Source organism: Megasphaera lornae (assembly GCF_000214495.1).
Classification (GTDB): domain Bacteria; phylum Bacillota; class Negativicutes; order Veillonellales; family Megasphaeraceae; genus Megasphaera; species Megasphaera lornae.
Genome location: NZ_AFIJ01000045.1, coordinates 74,701 through 93,705 on the forward strand (window position 1 = coordinate 74,701; position 19,005 = coordinate 93,705).

Here is a 19,005-nt window from a genome sequence, read left to right on the forward strand (position 1 = left end):
TAAATATAACACTCCCGCTCAACATGAACGGGAGTGCGGGTACCTCGTATTTAAGCCGATTTTTTTGCGGCTACGGCCCCCTTCCATACTAACCCTATAATAAAGCCGATAACGGCGAAACAAATCCATCCCATACCGATCGAATGGAAAGGAACCATCGTGTTAAAGAAGGTATCGACAGGCCCTAAGGAAATTTTTGCCGTCTGTGTTCCGTTTATTAACGCCGTAATCAGCGTCAGCCCGATCGTCCAGGCATACACACATTGACGCCCGTCAAAAAGTTTATGCAGGAACGTTAAAATAACCAGGACCACGACAATAGGATAAATAAACATTAATACGGGAATAGCGGCAGTAATAATCGTTTTTAAACCGAACAGCGCGACTAAGAAGGATACGACGGAAAAAATCGTTACCCACGCCCGATAGCCGATACTGCCGTTTAATTCATGAAAATATGCGGCACACGAAGTGATCAGGCCGATACTGGTCGATAAGCAGGCCAGCAACACAATAACCGCCAAGATTAAGGCGCCCACATTACCGAAAAGAATCATGGCGCTCAGGGACAATACGGGAGCCCCTGTCGACTGTAAACCGAAAGCGGCAACGCTGTCGGCGCCGATCTTCGCTACGAACACATACACCACCGCCAGGCAGGCAACGGCGACAAAGCCGGCTTTAAATACATATTTGGTAATTTCCCGCGGCACGGTAACGCCGTCTTCCATGATAAATTCAATAACCAAAATAGCGAACACTAAGGACGCAATGGCATCCATCGTGTTGTACCCGTCCAAAAATCCCTGGAGAGCGGCCACCGTCGGCGTACCGTATTCGGGAGTCGGCAAGGTAGGAACGCCTAACGGCGATATAAACGATTTGACGATTAACACAATAATCACCACTAATAAAGCCGGCGTTAAAATTTTACCGATCCGATCCACCAACTTTTGCGGCGATGCGGATAACCAAAACGATACTAAAAAGAATAACACCAAAAAACCGATCATCGTCGCATGGCTGCCGCCGTTCGCTAAAAAGGGACGAACGGCAATTTCATACGACACACTGCCGGTCCGCGGCGTCGCAAAAGCGGGGCCGATAGTAATAAACGATAATACCGTAAAGAACAGCCCGAATTTCGGATGTACGCGACCGGCCAATTCCTGCAAATTCTTACAGCCCGAATACCCCATGGCCAAAACGCCGAGCAACGGCAAGCCGACGCCGGTAACGATAAATCCCAGTACGGCCCACCAGACATTGATGCCGGCATGTTGTCCCATAGCCGCCGGAAAAATCAAATTGCCGGCACCGAAAAACAGTGCAAACAGCATGAGTCCGATAGAAATTGTTCTTACATTTTTTTTCTCACCCATCTTCTCTTCCTCCTATCCTCTTCTACAAAAAACGACCGGTATGTTTTTTCGTAGATAAGAAATTATTTTATGAGTATTATAGCATATAAGTTTTTAAAATGAAAGTTTTATTTATGTATTCATGACCATTTTATGTGATTTTTAAATCATGCTTTATTTATTTCATTTCTCCATACATGCCTTTCGGGGGAAGAAAATCGGGTTGCTGTCGTTATATAACGCTTTCTAACGCCTGCACCAGCCGTTCATTTTCACTGCGAAGTTTTACGGCCACACGACAAGTAAACGGATCCAGCCCTGCAAAATTACTGCCGTCGCGAATTAAAATTCCCCGTTCTCGCAACCCGGCCGCCAATTCCGCCGCCGTTTTTCCGGTACCTGAGGTGTGCAATAAAATAAAATTCACTGTCGGCTTCACGGTTTCCAACCCGGGTAACGCCTGCAACTGTCGCCGGAGCCACTGCTTTTCTTGCGCCACAACCCGCCGTGTTTCCTCGGCATATGCTGTTTCCTGCAAGGCCGCAATGCCCGCATGTTGCGCCAAAATATTGACATTCCAACAATACATATGCTGCTGCATAGCGGCGGCACGCCGCTTCGATACAACCGCAAAGCCGAGACGTAAGCCGGGCAACGCATAAAAATGGGTTAATGACCGAAATACAATAACGTGTTCAAACCGCTGCGGCAAATCGAGCACGGTATATTGTTCCGCCGTCGGCAGGAAATCCAAAAACGACTCGTCAATCAACACGTCCGTATGCCATTTTTGTGCCTGCTGAATGACATACATCAACTGCTCCCGCTCAATTAACGTCCCCGTAGGATTGGCGGGATTGCCGATGATCACACATTCCGCCCGCTCACACGCCTTACAAACCTCCGCCAACGGAAAAGCAAAGGAGCGGCGCCGCCGACTGTATACATAGACGGGCGTTCCCCCGACAGCGCGGACGGCCCGTTCGTATTCGGAAAAAGACGGTACGGGTAATACCGTCTTGCGACACGGATACGTATGAAAATACGTATATAACAATTCGGTAGAGCCGTTTCCTACCAAAATCGCCGCACCGGGAATCTCATAATGGGCGGCCAACGCCTGTTTCACTCGTTCGCCGCAAGGTTCCGGATATACGGCAATATCATCCAACCGATGTTCCAATACTTGCCGTACACCGGGCGCCACCCCCAAGGGATTGATGTTGGCACTGAAATCCAGCCATTTTTTCCCATCTTGCGAACAAGTATATATGTTACCGCCATGCGCAAACTGTTTCAACACCCTCACCTCCGAACTGTCGCTTCTTTTTTTATCATCGCCGGCTCCCGCTTCCGTCCCTGCCGGGGAGCTCCTCACCGGGAAGGCGTGCCCTTGCCTTCACAGCCAACCGCTTGCCCCGACAACAACCGCCGTCAAGACCAACGCTATAAGATAGACGCCATACATCAGGTGTACGGCCCCTGTAATGTGCGCCGGCCGCCAAGACGATACCGAGGCTGCCGCAACAGGGCGAAAACCGCACGTTTCTCCATCCGAAGAATACTCGCCCGACCGACGGTGCAAGGCGCCGGCAATCGTCGCTTCCGCGCCTCCGTCAGACGCTGCGAACGATAAGAAAGCGGTACGTCGTGCCGTATAGCATGCCCCCCGCCAATCATAAGAAGCGAAAAAAGCCGCCAAAATCAAAAAAATACACGTAAGACGAACGGGAATATAGTTTAAAATCGCCTCCAACCGTACGGCCGTGCGACCGAAATACCTATAATACGGTTGCCGCTTATCTCCCCACCGGGAAGCCAACATATGCACAACTCGATATACTACGGCTCCGGGCAGTCCCAACAATACAAAGAAAAACAACGGCGATACAATACTGTCCACCGTATTTTTCGCCACCCTTGTCATCGTTACCCGTACCGGATCCGCTTCTGCCGGCAATGCCGTATCCCCGCCTGCAAGTCGCTCCGCGTAATAGCGGGCCCGTTGCCGTTGCCCGCATTGCACGGCTTGTTGTACCGCCATGGCCGCGCGTGCCGACCGACACGGACCAATGGTAAAAGCCAACACCGCCGCTTCCGCAACATAGCGAATATATACGGGCGTTTCATAATACAGCAATACTTTCGGCCACGTGACGACATTATATACCGCCGCCAAGACCGACACGGCGGCGACGGTGCCGGCCCATACTTGTCGGGAAGCGGGCGCCTGTTCCGCATACAGCTTTTTTTCCGTCCAATCGACGACGCGACGCATAATGGACGCGGGATACGATACGCAACGCAAATCCGCCGCAAAAAATTCTAAAATACCTGCCAATAGTACTACCATGATTATTGTTCCCCCCGCATGATACGCCGCACCGCCTCCATATCCAAATGCGCCCGTACCGTGTCCGCCAGCCGATTATACTCCCGTTCTTTGGCCGCCACATAGCTATACGTTGTACCTAACGGCGACAACCCCTTACGAACACGCAGACCATTCACTACTGCCCGACGAAACGAGTCGTGATCAAAAATTCCGTGTACATACGTTCCCCACACCAACCCGTCGGGACGGGCACAACCGACACAGGCGGATTCTCGTTTCGAGGAACCGCCTACAGCCGTCATGACGGGCACCCCGGAGGATACCTCCGACCGGCCCTGATGAATTTCATAGCCGGTCAGGTCTGCACCTTGCAACATTGCCCCGGCGAACGGAAAGTCCCGACACGCCGCCGTCACTTGTACCGTCTTTTTATGCCCGCAAAAGGTCGTGCAAAGCGGCAAAAAGCCCAACCCGGCACATTCCGTCAAAGCGGCTTCCGTATGTAAAGGATCGGAAATACGGCGTCCCAACATCTGATATCCCCCGCAAATACCGATCAGCGGAATCCCTGCGGCAACCGCTCGTTGTAAAGCCCGATCCAAGCCGTGGCGCCGCAACCACTGCAAATCGGCAACCGTATTTTTACTCCCCGGAATAATCACCGCATCGGCCGTCAGCAAAGAGGCCGCCTCGGTCGTATAAAACAGGGATACATCCGGTTCCGCCGCCAACGCGGAAAAATCCGTAAAATTGGAAAGTTTCGGTAACCGAATCACGGCAATAGAAATCGCCTTTTCCGCTTGCGCCTGTGTCGGCTTATCCTGCAAAGATACGGAATCTTCTTCATCAATGCGCATATTTTCAATAAACGGAATGACCCCCAACACGGGTTTACCCGTTTTTTGTCGCAAAAAATCCAGCGCCGGCGTCAATAGCGATACATCGCCTCGAAATTTATTAATAATCAACCCTCGCACCAGTGCCCGTTCCTCCGGTTCCAATAAATCCAAAGTGCCCACTAAAGCCGCCAAAGCGCCGCCGCGATCAATGTCGGCAACCAACAGTACCGGCGCCTGCAAATGCCTTGCCACTCGCATATTGACAATGTCATGGTCCTTTAAATTAATTTCCGCCGGACTGCCGGCACCCTCAATTACCACCGTATCCGCCTCGCGTTCAATTTCCCGCAAAGCCGCTTTCACTGCGGCAAACGCCTGCAACGCATACCCTTTATGATACGCCCGGGCCGACATGGTTCCCACGGGCGTACCGTTAATAATCACTTGTGAAGAGGCCTGCCCGGTCGGTTTTAATAACACCGGATTCATTCGCACCTGCGGCTCCGTCCCGGCCGCTTCCGCCTGTGCCGCTTGTGCCCGCCCCATTTCCTTGCCGTCCGCCGTTACATATGAATTTAGAGCCATATTCTGAGCTTTAAACGGCGACACCTGCCGTCCTTCCTGAAAAAAAATACGGCATAAGGCCGTCGTGAGAATGCTCTTTCCCACATGCGAACCGGTGCCCTGTATCATAATATATTCCGCCATGTCACCCGCCTCCTGTACTGCTGTGTCGATTGCCGTTCACAATGATTAAAGTATAGCATATGCCGGGCGGAATAAAATAGCTGTTTAGAAAAAATAACAAATATATTTTGCAAATTCTATTTTTTCCTATACAATAAAACCGGGACATGAAATGTCCTCTAAAAAACTAACACCATTAAGGAGGCTGACGCAATGGAAGAACATAACACGACAGAAGAAATTCTCAACGCCGTCACCCACGGTATCGGCGTCCTCCTGTCCATTGCCGGTTTAGTCGCTATGCTGCACTCGGTAAGCGCCCGTCAGGCAGGGCGCGAAGCGTTGGCGGCCGCGTTGCTGTACGGCATTTCGCTAATTGTACTCTACCTCATGAGTACCTTATATCATTGTTTTTTTAAATTGCCGAAAGCGTCGCATCTTTTTAAAATTTTTGATCACGCCGCCATTTATCTTTTAATTGCCGGCACCGATACACCCGTACTGCTGATTTTACTGCACCGCCATCACGGTCCGGAAGGGACTGCCGTCATTTGGCTCCTTGCCCTGATCGGCATCATCTGGCAGTGTTTCAATGTTCACAAATACAAAAAGCTGTCCACTGCCGCCTATATCGTTATGGGCTGGCTGCTCGTCGGCGCCTTACCGCTGATCTGGGTATATGTGGCGCCGGCAGCCGTTTTTTGGCTCTTATTGGGCGGACTGATTTACACGGTCGGTACTTTTTTTTACCTGCGAAAAACCATGCCCTACCACCATCTTATTTGGCATTTTTTTGTTTTAGGAGGAAGTATGGCACATTTTTACAGCATCTATTACTACCTCTTACCGGCGTCTCCCCTGCCGTAGCTTAGCCGCTATGTAGGCAGGGAATAGTCAATTATCAATTTTTGTATCAATTTCTTTCTCATTTAGCCTTGTAAAATTGCGAATGCCGGTATATACTTTATATATAATCATTATTAATTATTTATAACATACCGGGAGGTGTAGGTTATGAAAACAATAACCCGCATGATACGCTATATATTGATTTCCCTACTGACTATGGCCATTTTCTTCATAGCCCTTTTTGTCTGTTGTGTGTCGCTCGAAAATGCGTTGCCGCTCTGTCTTAATTTTTTTCATTTTTTTACCCCCGTACCTACGGCCAATTTGGAATTTACCGTTGTCGTCTCTATCCTGACCGCACTCTACACTGCCGGCTCCTTTATGCACAAAGCGTTGTATAAAGTCGGTGACAGTTGGGGAAAATAACGGCGTGCCGCAAAAAAGCTGTAATCACGTGCTGCCGCACGGATTACAGCTTTTTTAATGCCGACGCTGCCGCCGCTATAACGAAAGAAACTTACGCAAACGTACCGATTAACTTTTCCGCCCGCGCCACTTCTTCCGGAGTCGGCGGTTTAACATGTTCCAACGTATAAGGAAGATTCAATTTTTCCCATTCCGGCACGCCTAATACATGGTACGGCAATACTTCCACCCGATCTACGCCGTGTAAGGTGGCAATAAAGTCATGCAATGCCGTTAAGCCGCTTTCTTCATCCGTCAGTCCCGGCACCAGCACATGACGAATCCACATATGTTTCCCGTGATCCGACAAGTACCGCGCCATGGCCAAAATATTTTTATTGCTGAACCCGGTCAATTGTTTATGTTTTTCTTCGTCCATTTCTTTCAAATCCAGAATAAATAAATCCGTTACTGCACATAATCGTTTAAAAGTTGAAAAAAACGGTTCTTCTTCCGTAAACGGATTGCCGGCCGTATCCAGCGCCGTATGTATTCCTTTCTCTTTGGCCGACGAAAATACGGCCAACACAAAATCCATCTGCAATAATGCTTCGCCGCCGCTGATCGTAATGCCGCCGCCGTTTTTCCAATACGAGCGATACCGCAGGGCTTCTTTCAGCACATCTTCCGCACTGCGCAAAGTATACTCTTCTTCATTGCTCTTCCAGGTTTCCGGATTATGGCAATATCGACAACGCATATGACAACCTTGTAAAAAGATGATAAACCGAACTCCCGGGCCGTCCACGGCGCCGAAAGACTCTGTTGAATGGATCTTTCCCATAATTTCCCGTGTCATCGTATCGTACTCCCTCACACTGATGGTTGTGCCGCCGCCGCAGAGGCCGACAGCGTGGTAAACTTAGTATTCTCGGAAACGGCGGTACCGACTTTCGTATCCGGTACTACCAAATTATTGCGAATGCCCACGATCCGTTCCGCCCGCTTTATTTCTTCATCCGTAGGCGGATTCACATCGTTCAGCGTATACGGAATATGAAGCCGTTCCCATTCCGGTACGCCCATCGCATGGTACGGTAAAATTTCTACCCGATCAACGGTTTTTAATTGCCGCAAAAACTTCCGCATCGCCAGTAATCCCGCTTCATCATCCGTCAATCCCGGTACCAATACATGGCGAATCCACATATGAATCCCCGTATCCGACAAATATTTCGCCAATGCTAAAATGTTCTTATTGCCGAATCCGGTCAATCCCTTATGCTTTTCATTATCCATTTCTTTCAAATCCAAAATAAATAAATCGGTCAAAGAACAAAGCTCGGCAAATGCGGAAAAAAACGGTTCTTTAAACGTAAACGGCTGTCCCGCCGTATCAATCGCCGTATGAATCCCTTCAGCCTTCGCCAAACGGAATAATTCCGTCACAAACTCCATTTGCAGCAGTGCTTCCCCGCCGCTTACGGTAATGCCGCCGCCGTTCTTCCAGTAAGACCGATACCGCAGGGCCTGTTTAAAAACATCTTCCGCAGTGCGCACAGTCCCTCCCGAACAGGCCCAAGTTTCAGGATTGTGACAATACCGGCAACGCATATGACACCCTTGTAAAAAGACGATAAAGCGTACACCCGGACCGTCCACCGCGCCAAACGATTCTGTCGAATGAATTCGTCCCGTAATTTGCTTTGTCATAGCTATTACCTCCTTTTATAAAAACAGCTCCAGCTTTTGCCGGAGCTGTTTTTGTAACTATTACATAGCTTTATGGAATGTCCGTGCAATAACATCCAGCTGTTGTTCTTTAGTCAACGAAATGAACTTAACAGCATAGCCGGATACACGAATCGTGAAGTTTGCATATTCCGGTTTTTCCGGATGTTCCATGGCATCCAATAATTTTTCTTTTCCGAATACATTGACGTTCAAATGATGGGCACCCTGATCGAAGTAGCCGTCCATGACGCGTACAAGGTTTTCCGCCCGTTCATCATCACTGTGTCCCAACGCTTCCGGCGTAATGGATTGCGTATTGGAAATACCGTCCAACGACCATTCATACGGCATCTTCGCTACCGAGTTCAACGAAGCCAACAAGCCGCTTTGTTCCGCACCGTAGCTGGGGTTTGCACCGGGAGCGAACGGCGTCCATGCCCGACGGCCGTCCGGCAAGTTTCCTGTAAATTTGCCGTATACCACATTCGACGTAATCGTAAGAATCGAAGTGGTTGCTTCCGAATCGCGATAGGTATGCCGTTTGCAAATATCGGCCAAGAATTCGCGCAATACCCATACACCGATATCATCGGCGCGGTCATCATCATTGCCGTATTTCGGGAATTCGCCTTCAACTTGGAAGTCTTCCGCCAAACCCTTATCGTTGCGGATAACTTTAACTTTCGCATACTTAATAGCCGACAGCGAGTCGATAACATGCGAGAACCCGGCAATCCCGGTGGCAAAGGTACGACGAAGTTTCGTGTCCAACAAAGCCATTTCCGCAGCTTCATAATAATATTTGTCATGCATATAGTGGATGGTATTCAAAACATTGACATACAATCCTGCCAACCAATCCAGCATGAGTTTATATTTATGTACAACTTCATCATAATCCAAGTATTCCGAAGTAATCGGTGCCAGTTCCGGACCTGTCTGCATGCCGAATTTTTCATCCACGCCGCCGTTGATTGCATATAACAAGGCTTTTGCCAAGTTGGCGCGGGCACCGAAGAACTGCATTTCTTTCCCTGTCTGGGTTGCCGATACGCAGCAGCAAATAGAATAGTCATCGCCCCAAACGGGTTTCATGACATCATCGTTTTCATACTGAATGGAGCTCGTCGTATCCGAAATATGAGCCGCATATTTCTTAAACGGATGCGGCAACTGCGACGAATACAGTACCGTCAAGTTCGGTTCCGGAGCCGGTCCCATATTTTCCAGCGTATGGAGGAAGCGGAAGTCCGTCTTCGTTACCATGGAACGACCGTCCATGCCGATGCCGGCCATTTCCAAAGTAGCCCAAACCGGGTCGCCGGAGAACAATTCATTGTACGAACGAATACGCGCGAATTTGACAATCCGGAATTTCAGCGTCAAGTGGTCAATCAATTCTTGTGCTTCCTGTTCCGTAATTTTGCCTGCCGCCAAGTCACGTTCAATATAAATGTCCAGGAACGTCGAAATACGACCTACCGACATAGCCGCGCCGTTTTGCGTCTTAATTGCCGCCAAATACCCGAAGTATAACCACTGTACGGCTTCCCGCGCATTGGTTGCCGGTTTGGAAATATCATAGCCGTAAATGTTGGCCAATTCTTTCATTTGCTTCAGTGCCTTAATCTGTTCGGCGATTTCTTCCCGCAAACGAATAACATTATCCGTCATAACGCCGTCATCGTTATATTTTTTATCTTCTTCTTTCCAAGCGATTAACTGATCAATCCCGTATAAGGCAACCCGACGATAATCACCGACAATACGACCGCGACCGTAGGCATCGGGAAGACCTGTAACAATGTGCGTATGACGTGCCCGGATCATTTCGTCCGTGTACGCATCAAAAACAGCTTCATTGTGCGTTTTATGATATTCCGTGAACACCTTGTGCAGTTCCGGATTCAATTTATAATTGTACATTTCCAAGGCTTCTTCCGCCATTTTAATGCCGCCGTACGGCATAAATGCACGTTTTAACGGTTCATCCGTCTGCAAGCCGACTACCTTTTCCAGGTCTTTCATTTTCGGATCAATGTAGCCCGGACCATACGCCGTAATGGTGGAAACGACTTCCGTTTCTTCTTTTAACACGCCGCCGTGTTCCCGTTCCGCTTTTTGATATTCCTGAACCTTGCCCCACAATTTATTGGTGGCTTCTGTCGGTCCTTGCAAAAACTTTTCATCGCCATCATAAGGATGGTAGTTCTTTTGAATGAAATCCCGAACGTTACATTCTTCTTTCCAAAGACGTCCGTCAAATCCTTCCCAAGCTTTATTTTCCAACACTTTAAAACACCTTCCTTTATAAATAAGCAACAACATTGTTATAAAAAGAACTAGCATGATTTACTTTTTATGTCAGTTCTTTTATCGCTTATATTGTATACACGTTTTCTATAAAAAGCAACACATTTTGTCCACTTTTACTTTGAAATTTATTATCAAATCGCTATATTTTATATGCTTTTATGTCATAGAACTGCGTCAAATTGCTTTCACTGCATGATATTTTATTTCTTTTTACTATTAAACATGCAAGATAATTGTAAATATTCTCTGCCATACAATTCGCATGTTTACAAAAAAAGCCGTTGTCCACTCCCTTTCGCTTCGCTACAATGAAAACCTATGCATTCTTTGTAATTAGCGGAATACAGGATAACGGATACCGATAAATAATATTTTATCATGAATTTACATCTATATTTTTCATCATTTTTTTAAGCGGTCTCCCGACAGACACGGCCGACGGCCATTCTTTTCATACGCCGTTTTAATAAAATAAATATACAATTTGAAAATCAACAACGATTTTCTTTTATATTTTTCCTCCTGCCAATGATTTTTCATAAAATTTAACAAACATTCTTAAACTTACACCTACTACATAGTAGTATACGGCTCTATTTATTTTGGCGTTTATAATTATTTCATTTCCTAAAATACACTCGTAAACCATGATTTTATCTTTATTTTTCTTATATTTGTGAAATAAATAACATTGTTATATAAAAAAGCGGACTGTCGCCGGCTTATATCCCCGCCGAACAGCCCGTCCGTTCTTCTTTCTAATCCGCTAAATTAAACCGCAACGTCATTTTATGACTGCCGGTGCAAACAAACTGCCCCAGCAACTCTTTCGTGGCCGCCATTACTTTTTGAGCCATTTCTTCATTCGCCTGTGTCAAAAACTCAACAGCTTCTGTCGGACTGAACGTATTACGTTTAAATTCTTCGTCGTACGTTTGTTGCATATGACGCAAAACGGCATTCATATGTTTTTCATACTCATAATGTAACGTACCGAACAACGTATAATTACGATCGCCGATAACCGCCAGCGTCTGCGTTAACCAATACAAATAATTCGGGTCGTATGTTACGGGCGTATCGCGATAGCAAGCCGGCGTATCCGCAACCGTTGTATAAAACGGCACCATACAATTATACGGATTCGAAGCCATGCCGAGCCAATGAATTCCGCTGATGGCAGCCGGTACATGCGGCCGAATTTGTAAAATATGCACTTCCATATTGCGATTCAGACCGATAGCGCGATACCGTTTTTTTTCCGCTTCCGTACCGCTGCCGTACGCATCATAAGGAGTGCCTTCATAGTGAGAAGAAAGCGCCCATTTTATATCTTCAACGGAAAGCTTGCGTTTGGGATAACATAAAAAGGGTAAATCGGGGCACGCCGGATCATCTACAAAGGGATATTTTTCATCATACGGTCTGTCTATTTGCGAAAAATATTTTTGTACATACCAGGCCCGCGGATTATTATATTGCACATCTTTATAATCGGCGCTTCCCAAAGTATGCCGCAGATTCAATTCTCCCCTGTCCGGATTTAAATGATGCCGAGAAATAAAATCGGGTAAATCTTCACTGTACAAAACATGAGGACTGTTAAAATCAAACGTATCAATATTTAATCGATTGGGAGCCACTACATAACAATCATCGGGAATCCGTATGGCCGCCCAATGATGCCCGCCAAACGTTTCCATATACCAAATTTCATCTTTATCGCTAAATACCATCCCGTTCGGTTCATACGTTCCGTACTCTTCCAAAAGCTTCCCCATCCGCAACACGCCTTCTCGCGGCGTTTTAATGTACGGCAATACTAAGGTTACCATATCGGCTTCTCCGATGGAAGCTTCTACATAAGGATCGGCGCCCAATACACGCGCATTGGTAGTAATGGTTTCGGTTGCCGACATTGCCACCTGTGCACTGTTAATGCCGGAAGCCCCGAATATGCCGTGAGCCGTATTGGCATTCGGCGTTGCCGTATACCGCAATGCCTGCTCCGGCAAAGGAATTTCCACCTGTCCTTTAAACGTATGATAAACACGCGGTTGCTCGTTCGGATCGACCACCACAAATTGTTGCGGTTCCGGTTCATCATGCCCGTCTTCGTTACGTGCGACCAACGTCGATCGGTCAAGCGATGCGTTTTTACCGACTAATATAGTTGTACAACTGGAATATTCAGACATACACTCATCTCCTTTTGGTTGTTTTCTCTATCATAAAATATTCCGCCGTATCTGTCATCTATTTATTGAAAAATATTTTCATATTTTCCATAAAAACCTTTTTAGCCAAAAAATGCCGTTTCCTTAAAGGAAACGGCATTTTCACTACCCGCCTTACCGAATTCGCTCACAACGAAACGGACCGTATCTTGCCGTCCCGCCGCAAATCCTCCGCAGTCAACCGATATACAACATCAAACAAGGCGGCGTGCAAACTTCCCGGACCCGCCTGCGCCGCTTGTTTCCGGGCTTTTTCACCGGCTAAAGACATGGTAGTAATGGCCGCCACCGCCGCCGTCAACGGCGTTGTAACAGCGCTGTACGCAGCCGCCAAAGCGCCCGTCATGCACCCTGTACCGGTAATGCGGGTCAACATGGAGCACCCATTTTGCAACATGTACGTTTGTTTACCGTCCGAAACCATATCGATCGCTCCCGTCACGGCCACCGTCGTGCCCAATTTCACCGCCATATGTTGTACATCCCTTGCCGGCAGTACTTTCCGCAAACTGTCCACCCCGCCGTATACGCCGCTTTCTTCCCTTGCCAGGCATTGTATTTCACTGCCGTTTCCTTTAATAATCGTAAACTTGTAAGCTTTGACAAGGGCTATCGCCGCTTGCGTACGCCAGGCCGTCGTCCCGACCCCGACCGGATCCAGCACTAACGGAATGCCCTCCTGTACCGCTACCCTTGCCGCCCGATGTAAAGATGCCAACATCGTCGGCTGCAACATGCCTAAATTAATAAGCAGAGCGGAAGATTTTTTCGTTACTTCTCCTACTTCCGGCAACGCCTGCGCCATGACCGGAGAAGCCCCCAACGCTAACGTTATGTTGGCACAATCATTGGCCGTTACACTGCCGGTCAATTCGTGGATCAACGGTCGCCGTGTCCGCACGGCATGCCGTGCCGCCCCTATGGCCGCTACTATTTCCATAACGCCTCCTATATATGCACGTTCCTCACAGTCTTGCCCATCATTTCCCGGTTTCCCGGAAACCTAACCGCCGGTATAAAAATCACCGACCTATCGTCTACTTGCCGGCGGTTTCTTCCGCACCGGTTTTCGCATCAAATAAAGCGGCGGCAAAGTCGACGGCGGAAAAGGGCTGTAAATCCTCTATGCCTTCACCTACGCCGACCCAACGCACGGGAACGCCGAGCGTGCGCTTAACCGACAAAATAATACCGCCCTTGGCCGTACCGTCCAACTTCGTCAACACCACGCCCGTCAACGGTACCGTTTCCCCGAATAATTTCGCTTGGCTCACCGCATTCTGTCCCGTAGTCGCGTCTAATACCAAAAGGGTTTCATGCGGTGCCCCTGCAATATTCCGTCCGGCCACACGCGCCATTTTTCGTAATTCTTCCATTAAATTCGCTTTCGTATGCAAACGTCCCGCCGTATCGACCAATACAATATCTATCCCCCGCGCCTTGGCCGATGCCGTCGCATCAAAAATGACCGCCGCCGCATCGGCGCCTTCCTGATGCTTGATAATCGGCACGCCTATACGATCCGCCCAAATTGTCAACTGTTCCGAAGCGGCCGCGCGGAACGTATCACCGGCAGCGACCAACACCGATTTTCCCTGTTGCCGATAATAATTGGCCAATTTTCCGATCGTCGTCGTTTTGCCCACGCCGTTAACGCCGACAATAAAAATTACTTCCGTTCCTTCCCGCGTCGGTACCGGCGTATCATTTTCTTCCAGCAATTTCGTAATACACCGCTGCACATACGGTACGACATCCTTCCCCTCTTGAATTTCCTTCGTTTTCACTCCCGTACGAATCTGCTGCAATATATACTCCGTAGTTTCCAGTCCTACATCACCGGTAAGCAGCACCGCTTCCAAATCTTCGTACATATCGTCATCAATTTTGGCATACCCGCATACTACAGTTTCAATATTTTGAATTAATGAGGTCTTCGTTTTCTCCAACCCTTTTTTCAATTTTGCAAAAAATCCCATATTTACGTCCCTTCTTCCATGATTTCCGCCACTTTTACAGTTACTAAACGCGATACGCCCTTTTCTTCCATCGTAACGCCTTGCAAGACCGTTGCCGCTTCCATAGTTTTCCGTCGATGCGTAATAACAATAAACTGCGTTTGCCCGCTGTAATTTTTTAAATACTTCGCTATCCGTTCCACATTGGCTTCATCCAAAGCCGCATCTACTTCATCGAATACACAAAACGGTGCCGGACGATATGCCGAAAACGCCAACAATAAGGCAATAACCGTCAACGAGCGTTCCCCGCCGGACAACAGTGTTAAAGGTTGTTGTTTTTTCCCCGGCGGACAAATAAAAATTTCCACCCCCGCTTGCAGCACCTGTTTCTTGTCCGTCAGCACTAATTCGGCTGTGCCGCCGCCGAACAAGCGGGCAAAAATAGTTTGAAAATGTTGCCGCACTGCCGTAAACGCTTGGGTAAATTGTTTTGCCATAGCCGTATCAATGTCTTGTACGACCGTTTGCAAATTCCCCTGTGCCTCTCGTAAATCCGCACATTGTTGTTCATAAAACACGTGTTGTTTTTGTGCCGCCTCATACGCCTCCGCCGCCGCCGGATTAATCGTTCCCAAAGCGGCAATCCGCTGTTGATACGACTCGACATGTTGTTGCAATTCTTTCAACGAACCGGCACGCCGTTCGGCCATCGCCTCTTGCCGGGTCAACCCCTGTAAGGCCAACCGTTCTTCATAATGCCGACATTCGGTACTGTATTTTTCCACCTGCATCTCGTTGCGGTGCCGCCGTTCTTCACTGCTTTGCAAGCGTTCGCGCAATGCTGTCGACTGTCGCTCCCATTCCCGGCTGCGTTGAAATAGTTCCTTGCGACTGCTGTAAAACGCTTCTTTTTCCGCATCTTTTTGTTTCACTTCTGCTTCTTTGGCCGCCACCCCGGCCGTACATTCCCGATACAGTGTCGCCGTTTCCTCCTTTTTTTTCGGAGCTGTGCTTCTTTTTCCCGTAACGCCGCCACGGTCGCCTCATGCTCCTGTACCTGTTGTCGCCACTGTTGTACTTGCAATTGCGCCTGCCGGACCTGCTCCTGCAGGGTAGCTGTCGCCACCTGACCTTCCGTCAGCAGACGCCTGCAACGCTCCGCTTCCGCCGCCGCTTCTTGCCGTTTTTTTAAAAGCGCCGGTTCTTCTTCCGGCGACAATGCGGTCAGGCTTGCCGACCGCTCCTGTTTCTGTACAAGCGCGGCTTGTAACGAAACCCGTTCTTGTTGCTGTGCTTTTTGTCGGGTCGCTAAAGTTTCCGCCTGTTGTTGCCGCCGGCTTTCTTCTTCCCGCCAGCGTTCCGCCTGCCAACAAGCTTGTTGTCGTTGTACTTCTCCTTCCTGCAACCGCTGTTTTTGCGTTTCCCATTGCGCTTGCAGCTCTTTTTCCTGTCGCTGCAGCCGCTCCCATAACGCCTGCTGTGCGGCCGCCTCCGTCTCCGCCTGTTGCACTTGCGCTTGTAATTCCCGCAACAAAACACGTCGTCCCATAAATGAGGCTTCTTTACCGGTCAAACTGCCTCCGGTTAAAGAGCCTCCGGGATTAAATAAGGTACCGTCCAAACATACAATCCGTACACGATGCCCGAAAGTATGTGCCGCAGCCGAAGCCGCATCTACCGTTTTCGCCACCAATGTACGCCCTAAAAGCGCCCGGAAAATCGGCGTATACTTCGCTTCATATTGAATCAAATCAGACGCAAAGCCCAATATTCCCGCCGCTTCGGCAGCTTGCAGTTCTTCCGGGGTACGCGGTCGTATTTTTACCGTAGATAACGGTAAAAAAGTGGTCCTCCCCGCCTGCTTCTTGCGTAAATACGCAATCGCCGACTTGGCGGCCTCTTCCTCTTCCACAACAATATATTTTGCCGCACCGCCTAACGCCGCTTCCACGGCCGCCGCATACGCTGCCGGAAAAGAGCACAACTCGCCCGCCATACCGCACACCGCCGCCCGCCACGGAACTTGCGTCGCCGTCAGAATCGTTTTAGCCGCCCGTCCGACCCCTTCATGCGCCTGTATCATTGCCTGCACTACCCGCAGTCGCTGTTTTGCCGTCGTTTCGATTTCTTGCCGCCGTTGCCGGTCCTGCCGGACACGCTGACAAGCTTGTCGCTGTTTTTCCAGTGCCGCTTCTTGCCGGTCATACTGCATACGAGCTTCCTGTTGCCTATGTTCCCATGCCTGCAAACGGTGTTCCGCCTCTTTCTTCTCGGTGCCGGCCTCCTGCAGGCGCCGCCGCGCCTGTTCATAGTCTTGTTGCAATTGACAGCCGCTTTTTTCATTCTCGCTTAAACGGCGTTGCCACTCCTGTATATCCCGTTCCGCCAACAGCCGTGCCTGTTCTTGTTGCTGCCGATCGGCAAGCACCTCGGCTAAGGCGGCGGCCGTCTGTTGCGCTTTTTCTTCCGCTTTGCCGAATAACGCCTGCGTAAGTGCCAGCCGCTGCCGAGCGGCATCCAATTCTTTTTGCCGCTGTGCCGCCTGCCGTTCTTGTGCCGCCTGTAATGCCGTCAGGCGGTCTTTTTTTTGTCGCCACAAATGTTGCTCTTCTTCCAGACTTTGTAACGACGACGCCAATTCTTCCTGCCGCTGTATACAAGCTTGTCGCCGCTGCACCAAACGGTCCCTTTCATTATGTACGCGCAATACGGCTTCATCCAATTGTTGCGCCTGTTGTTCGGCACCGGCCATTTGTTGCAAAGCGGCTTGCCGTTTCTCTTCCAACAATGCGACAGCCTGCCGGGTTTCCCGCACTTCCGTCACGACCTCCTGCAGGCTATATTCGAACTTGGCCAACAACCGTTCACTGTTTCGTAACGCTTGTAACGTAAGGGTGCCTTCATACGCTCGCCGTTCCGCATCCAAGCTGCGAAATTGTTGTAACGTAGCCGCGTCTTTCGCCAACGGCACCAATCGCTCCGCCAACACGGACATCAGATCGCCTACACGCTCCAAATTTCGTTCCGTTTCCGCCAACTTGCGCAACCCGTCTTGTTTCCTGCCTTTAAACCGACTGATCCCGGCCACTTCTTCAAAAATAATCCGTCGTTCATCCGGTTTACTGTTTAAAATGCGATCGACGCGATTTTGTTCAATCACCGCCATCGAATCCTGTCCCATGCCCGTATCGGCAAACAAACGATGAATATCCTTAAGACGACAAGGTCTTTTGTTGATATAAAATTCACTTTCTCCCGAACGAAATAAGCGTCGTGTAATCACCACTTCAGAAAAAGCGATATCCAATGTATTATCTTGATTATCAAAATACAGCGATACTTCCGCCACCCCTTGCGAACGTCGTTGCGCCGTGCCCGAAAAAATAACGTCTTCCGCCTTTTGGCCGCGCAATTGCCGCACATTCTGCTCGCCCAGAACCCAACGCACGGCATCGGAAATATTACTTTTTCCGCTGCCGTTCGGTCCCACAATCGCCGTAATACCGCGATCAAACGTAAGTACTGTTTTGTCCGCAAAAGATTTAAATCCTCGCAGCTCCATTTTTACTACTTGCACTGTTCGTCCTCTTTCCGGCAGACGTTACTCCGTCAGTCTGCTACGGTACTTATTATAACAAATACCCGTCTATACGAAAAGTAACCTTGCCGTTCGCTACAGCGACAAAAAAACGGATGATTTCCATAATGTCCGGAAATCATCCGTTTTTGTTCGCCCGGTTATACCGCCGTTCCCTATTTTTCTTTTTGCTCGGCATCCTTAGGCAGTTTCACGCCCACAGCCTTCGCTTCTTGTGCGGCCAAATCATAAAAGTTGATGGACTTTAATTTCATTGCCAAATCCCGCTGAATATCGGCAAACGCCGTATATATGGAACACATACCGCTGCAACTGCGTGTACACGATCCCATATCGTGCAGACATCGCTGCAATTCCGTCTGCCCTTCTACGGCTTCAATGATATCAAACAACGTAATTTCCTTAGCACTGCGATTTAAGGAAAAGCCCCCTTCGACACCGCGATACGATTTCATAATGCCGGCAGCCGTCAAGCTGCGCATAATTTTCAGTAAAAATCGTTCGGGTATATTTTGTTTATCAGCCAAAGCGGCTCCCGTCACCTTCGTTCCCTCCGGGAAAGACGCCAAATATAAAACCATGCGAAATGCATAATCGGTTGCCTGATTTAATTTCATAAAGTCACATCTCCTCTCTTTGTAAATTATACAATAAAGCACAATAAAAGTATAGTTTCCACCTTT

Annotated in this window: 15 protein-coding genes; 2 read left to right on the plus strand and 13 right to left on the minus strand. The window is 48.8% G+C overall.

The window, feature by feature from the left end:
• Positions 1–50: 50 nt before the first annotated feature.
• The 4 genes from brnQ to HMPREF1039_RS07460 all read right to left on the minus strand — a co-directional run bounded on the left by brnQ (position 51) and on the right by HMPREF1039_RS07460 (position 5,243).
• On the minus strand, positions 51–1,382 hold the full coding sequence (brnQ, locus tag HMPREF1039_RS07445; RefSeq protein WP_007391826.1) for a branched-chain amino acid transport system II carrier protein: 1,332 nt from the start codon (positions 1,380–1,382) through the stop codon (positions 51–53).
• Positions 1,383–1,593: 211 nt separating this feature from the next.
• Positions 1,594–2,664 (minus strand): threonine-phosphate decarboxylase CobD, encoded by a 1,071-nt coding sequence (gene cobD / locus HMPREF1039_RS07450; protein ID WP_235720048.1) that lies wholly within the window; start codon positions 2,662–2,664, stop codon positions 1,594–1,596.
• 96 nt (positions 2,665–2,760) lie between these two features.
• A complete protein-coding gene (locus tag HMPREF1039_RS07455) occupies positions 2,761–3,714 on the minus strand; it encodes a cobalamin biosynthesis protein CobD/CbiB (protein ID WP_007391808.1) in 954 nt (317 codons plus the stop codon).
• A gap of 2 nt (positions 3,715–3,716) precedes the next feature.
• The gene (locus tag HMPREF1039_RS07460; RefSeq protein ID WP_007391782.1) at positions 3,717–5,243 is read right to left on the minus strand and encodes a cobyric acid synthase; all 1,527 of its coding nucleotides are present in this window, start codon (positions 5,241–5,243) and stop codon (positions 3,717–3,719) included.
• A gap of 192 nt (positions 5,244–5,435) precedes the next feature.
• On the opposite strand from HMPREF1039_RS07460, the gene trhA reads away from it, so the two are divergent.
• Both trhA and HMPREF1039_RS07470 read left to right on the plus strand, forming a co-directional pair.
• On the plus strand, positions 5,436–6,089 hold the full coding sequence (gene trhA, locus HMPREF1039_RS07465; protein WP_007391789.1) for a PAQR family membrane homeostasis protein TrhA: 654 nt from the start codon (positions 5,436–5,438) through the stop codon (positions 6,087–6,089).
• 147 nt (positions 6,090–6,236) lie between these two features.
• Positions 6,237–6,497 (plus strand): hypothetical protein, encoded by a 261-nt coding sequence (locus HMPREF1039_RS07470; protein ID WP_007391833.1) that lies wholly within the window; start codon positions 6,237–6,239, stop codon positions 6,495–6,497.
• Positions 6,498–6,588: 91 nt separating this feature from the next.
• On the opposite strand, the gene pflA (HMPREF1039_RS07475) is transcribed toward HMPREF1039_RS07470, so the two are convergent.
• The 9 genes from pflA (HMPREF1039_RS07475) to HMPREF1039_RS07510 all read right to left on the minus strand — a co-directional run bounded on the left by pflA (HMPREF1039_RS07475) (position 6,589) and on the right by HMPREF1039_RS07510 (position 18,939).
• Positions 6,589–7,335, minus strand: coding sequence for a pyruvate formate-lyase-activating protein (gene pflA / locus HMPREF1039_RS07475; protein WP_007391816.1), 747 nt, complete (start codon positions 7,333–7,335; stop codon positions 6,589–6,591).
• A 14-nt stretch (positions 7,336–7,349) separates the two neighbouring features.
• Positions 7,350–8,189 carry a pyruvate formate-lyase-activating protein gene (pflA, locus tag HMPREF1039_RS07480; protein ID WP_007391814.1) on the minus strand — a complete coding sequence of 280 codons (840 nt, stop codon included), beginning with the start codon at positions 8,187–8,189 and terminating at the stop codon, positions 7,350–7,352.
• A 60-nt stretch (positions 8,190–8,249) separates the two neighbouring features.
• Entirely contained in the window at positions 8,250–10,499 is a 2,250-nt protein-coding gene (gene pflB, locus HMPREF1039_RS07485; RefSeq protein ID WP_235720050.1) for a formate C-acetyltransferase, read from the minus strand.
• Positions 10,500–11,284: 785 nt separating this feature from the next.
• Positions 11,285–12,724, minus strand: coding sequence for a C69 family dipeptidase (locus tag HMPREF1039_RS07490; protein WP_007391779.1), 1,440 nt, complete (start codon positions 12,722–12,724; stop codon positions 11,285–11,287).
• A gap of 166 nt (positions 12,725–12,890) precedes the next feature.
• On the minus strand, positions 12,891–13,703 hold the full coding sequence (gene thiM, locus HMPREF1039_RS07495; RefSeq protein WP_007391854.1) for a hydroxyethylthiazole kinase: 813 nt from the start codon (positions 13,701–13,703) through the stop codon (positions 12,891–12,893).
• 97 nt (positions 13,704–13,800) lie between these two features.
• Complete coding sequence (ftsY, locus tag HMPREF1039_RS07500) at positions 13,801–14,742, minus strand: signal recognition particle-docking protein FtsY (RefSeq protein WP_007391785.1); 942 nt, start codon at positions 14,740–14,742, stop codon at positions 13,801–13,803.
• A 2-nt stretch (positions 14,743–14,744) separates the two neighbouring features.
• Positions 14,745–15,677 carry a coiled-coil domain-containing protein gene (locus HMPREF1039_RS08465; RefSeq protein ID WP_007391809.1) on the minus strand — a complete coding sequence of 311 codons (933 nt, stop codon included), beginning with the start codon at positions 15,675–15,677 and terminating at the stop codon, positions 14,745–14,747.
• Complete coding sequence (gene smc / locus HMPREF1039_RS07505; RefSeq protein WP_007391773.1) at positions 15,653–18,301, minus strand: chromosome segregation protein SMC; 2,649 nt, start codon at positions 18,299–18,301, stop codon at positions 15,653–15,655. The genes HMPREF1039_RS08465 and smc overlap by 25 nt, the downstream gene beginning before the upstream one ends.
• 176 nt (positions 18,302–18,477) lie before the next feature.
• Positions 18,478–18,939 (minus strand): RrF2 family transcriptional regulator, encoded by a 462-nt coding sequence (locus tag HMPREF1039_RS07510; protein ID WP_007391822.1) that lies wholly within the window; start codon positions 18,937–18,939, stop codon positions 18,478–18,480.
• Positions 18,940–19,005 lie beyond the last annotated feature (66 nt).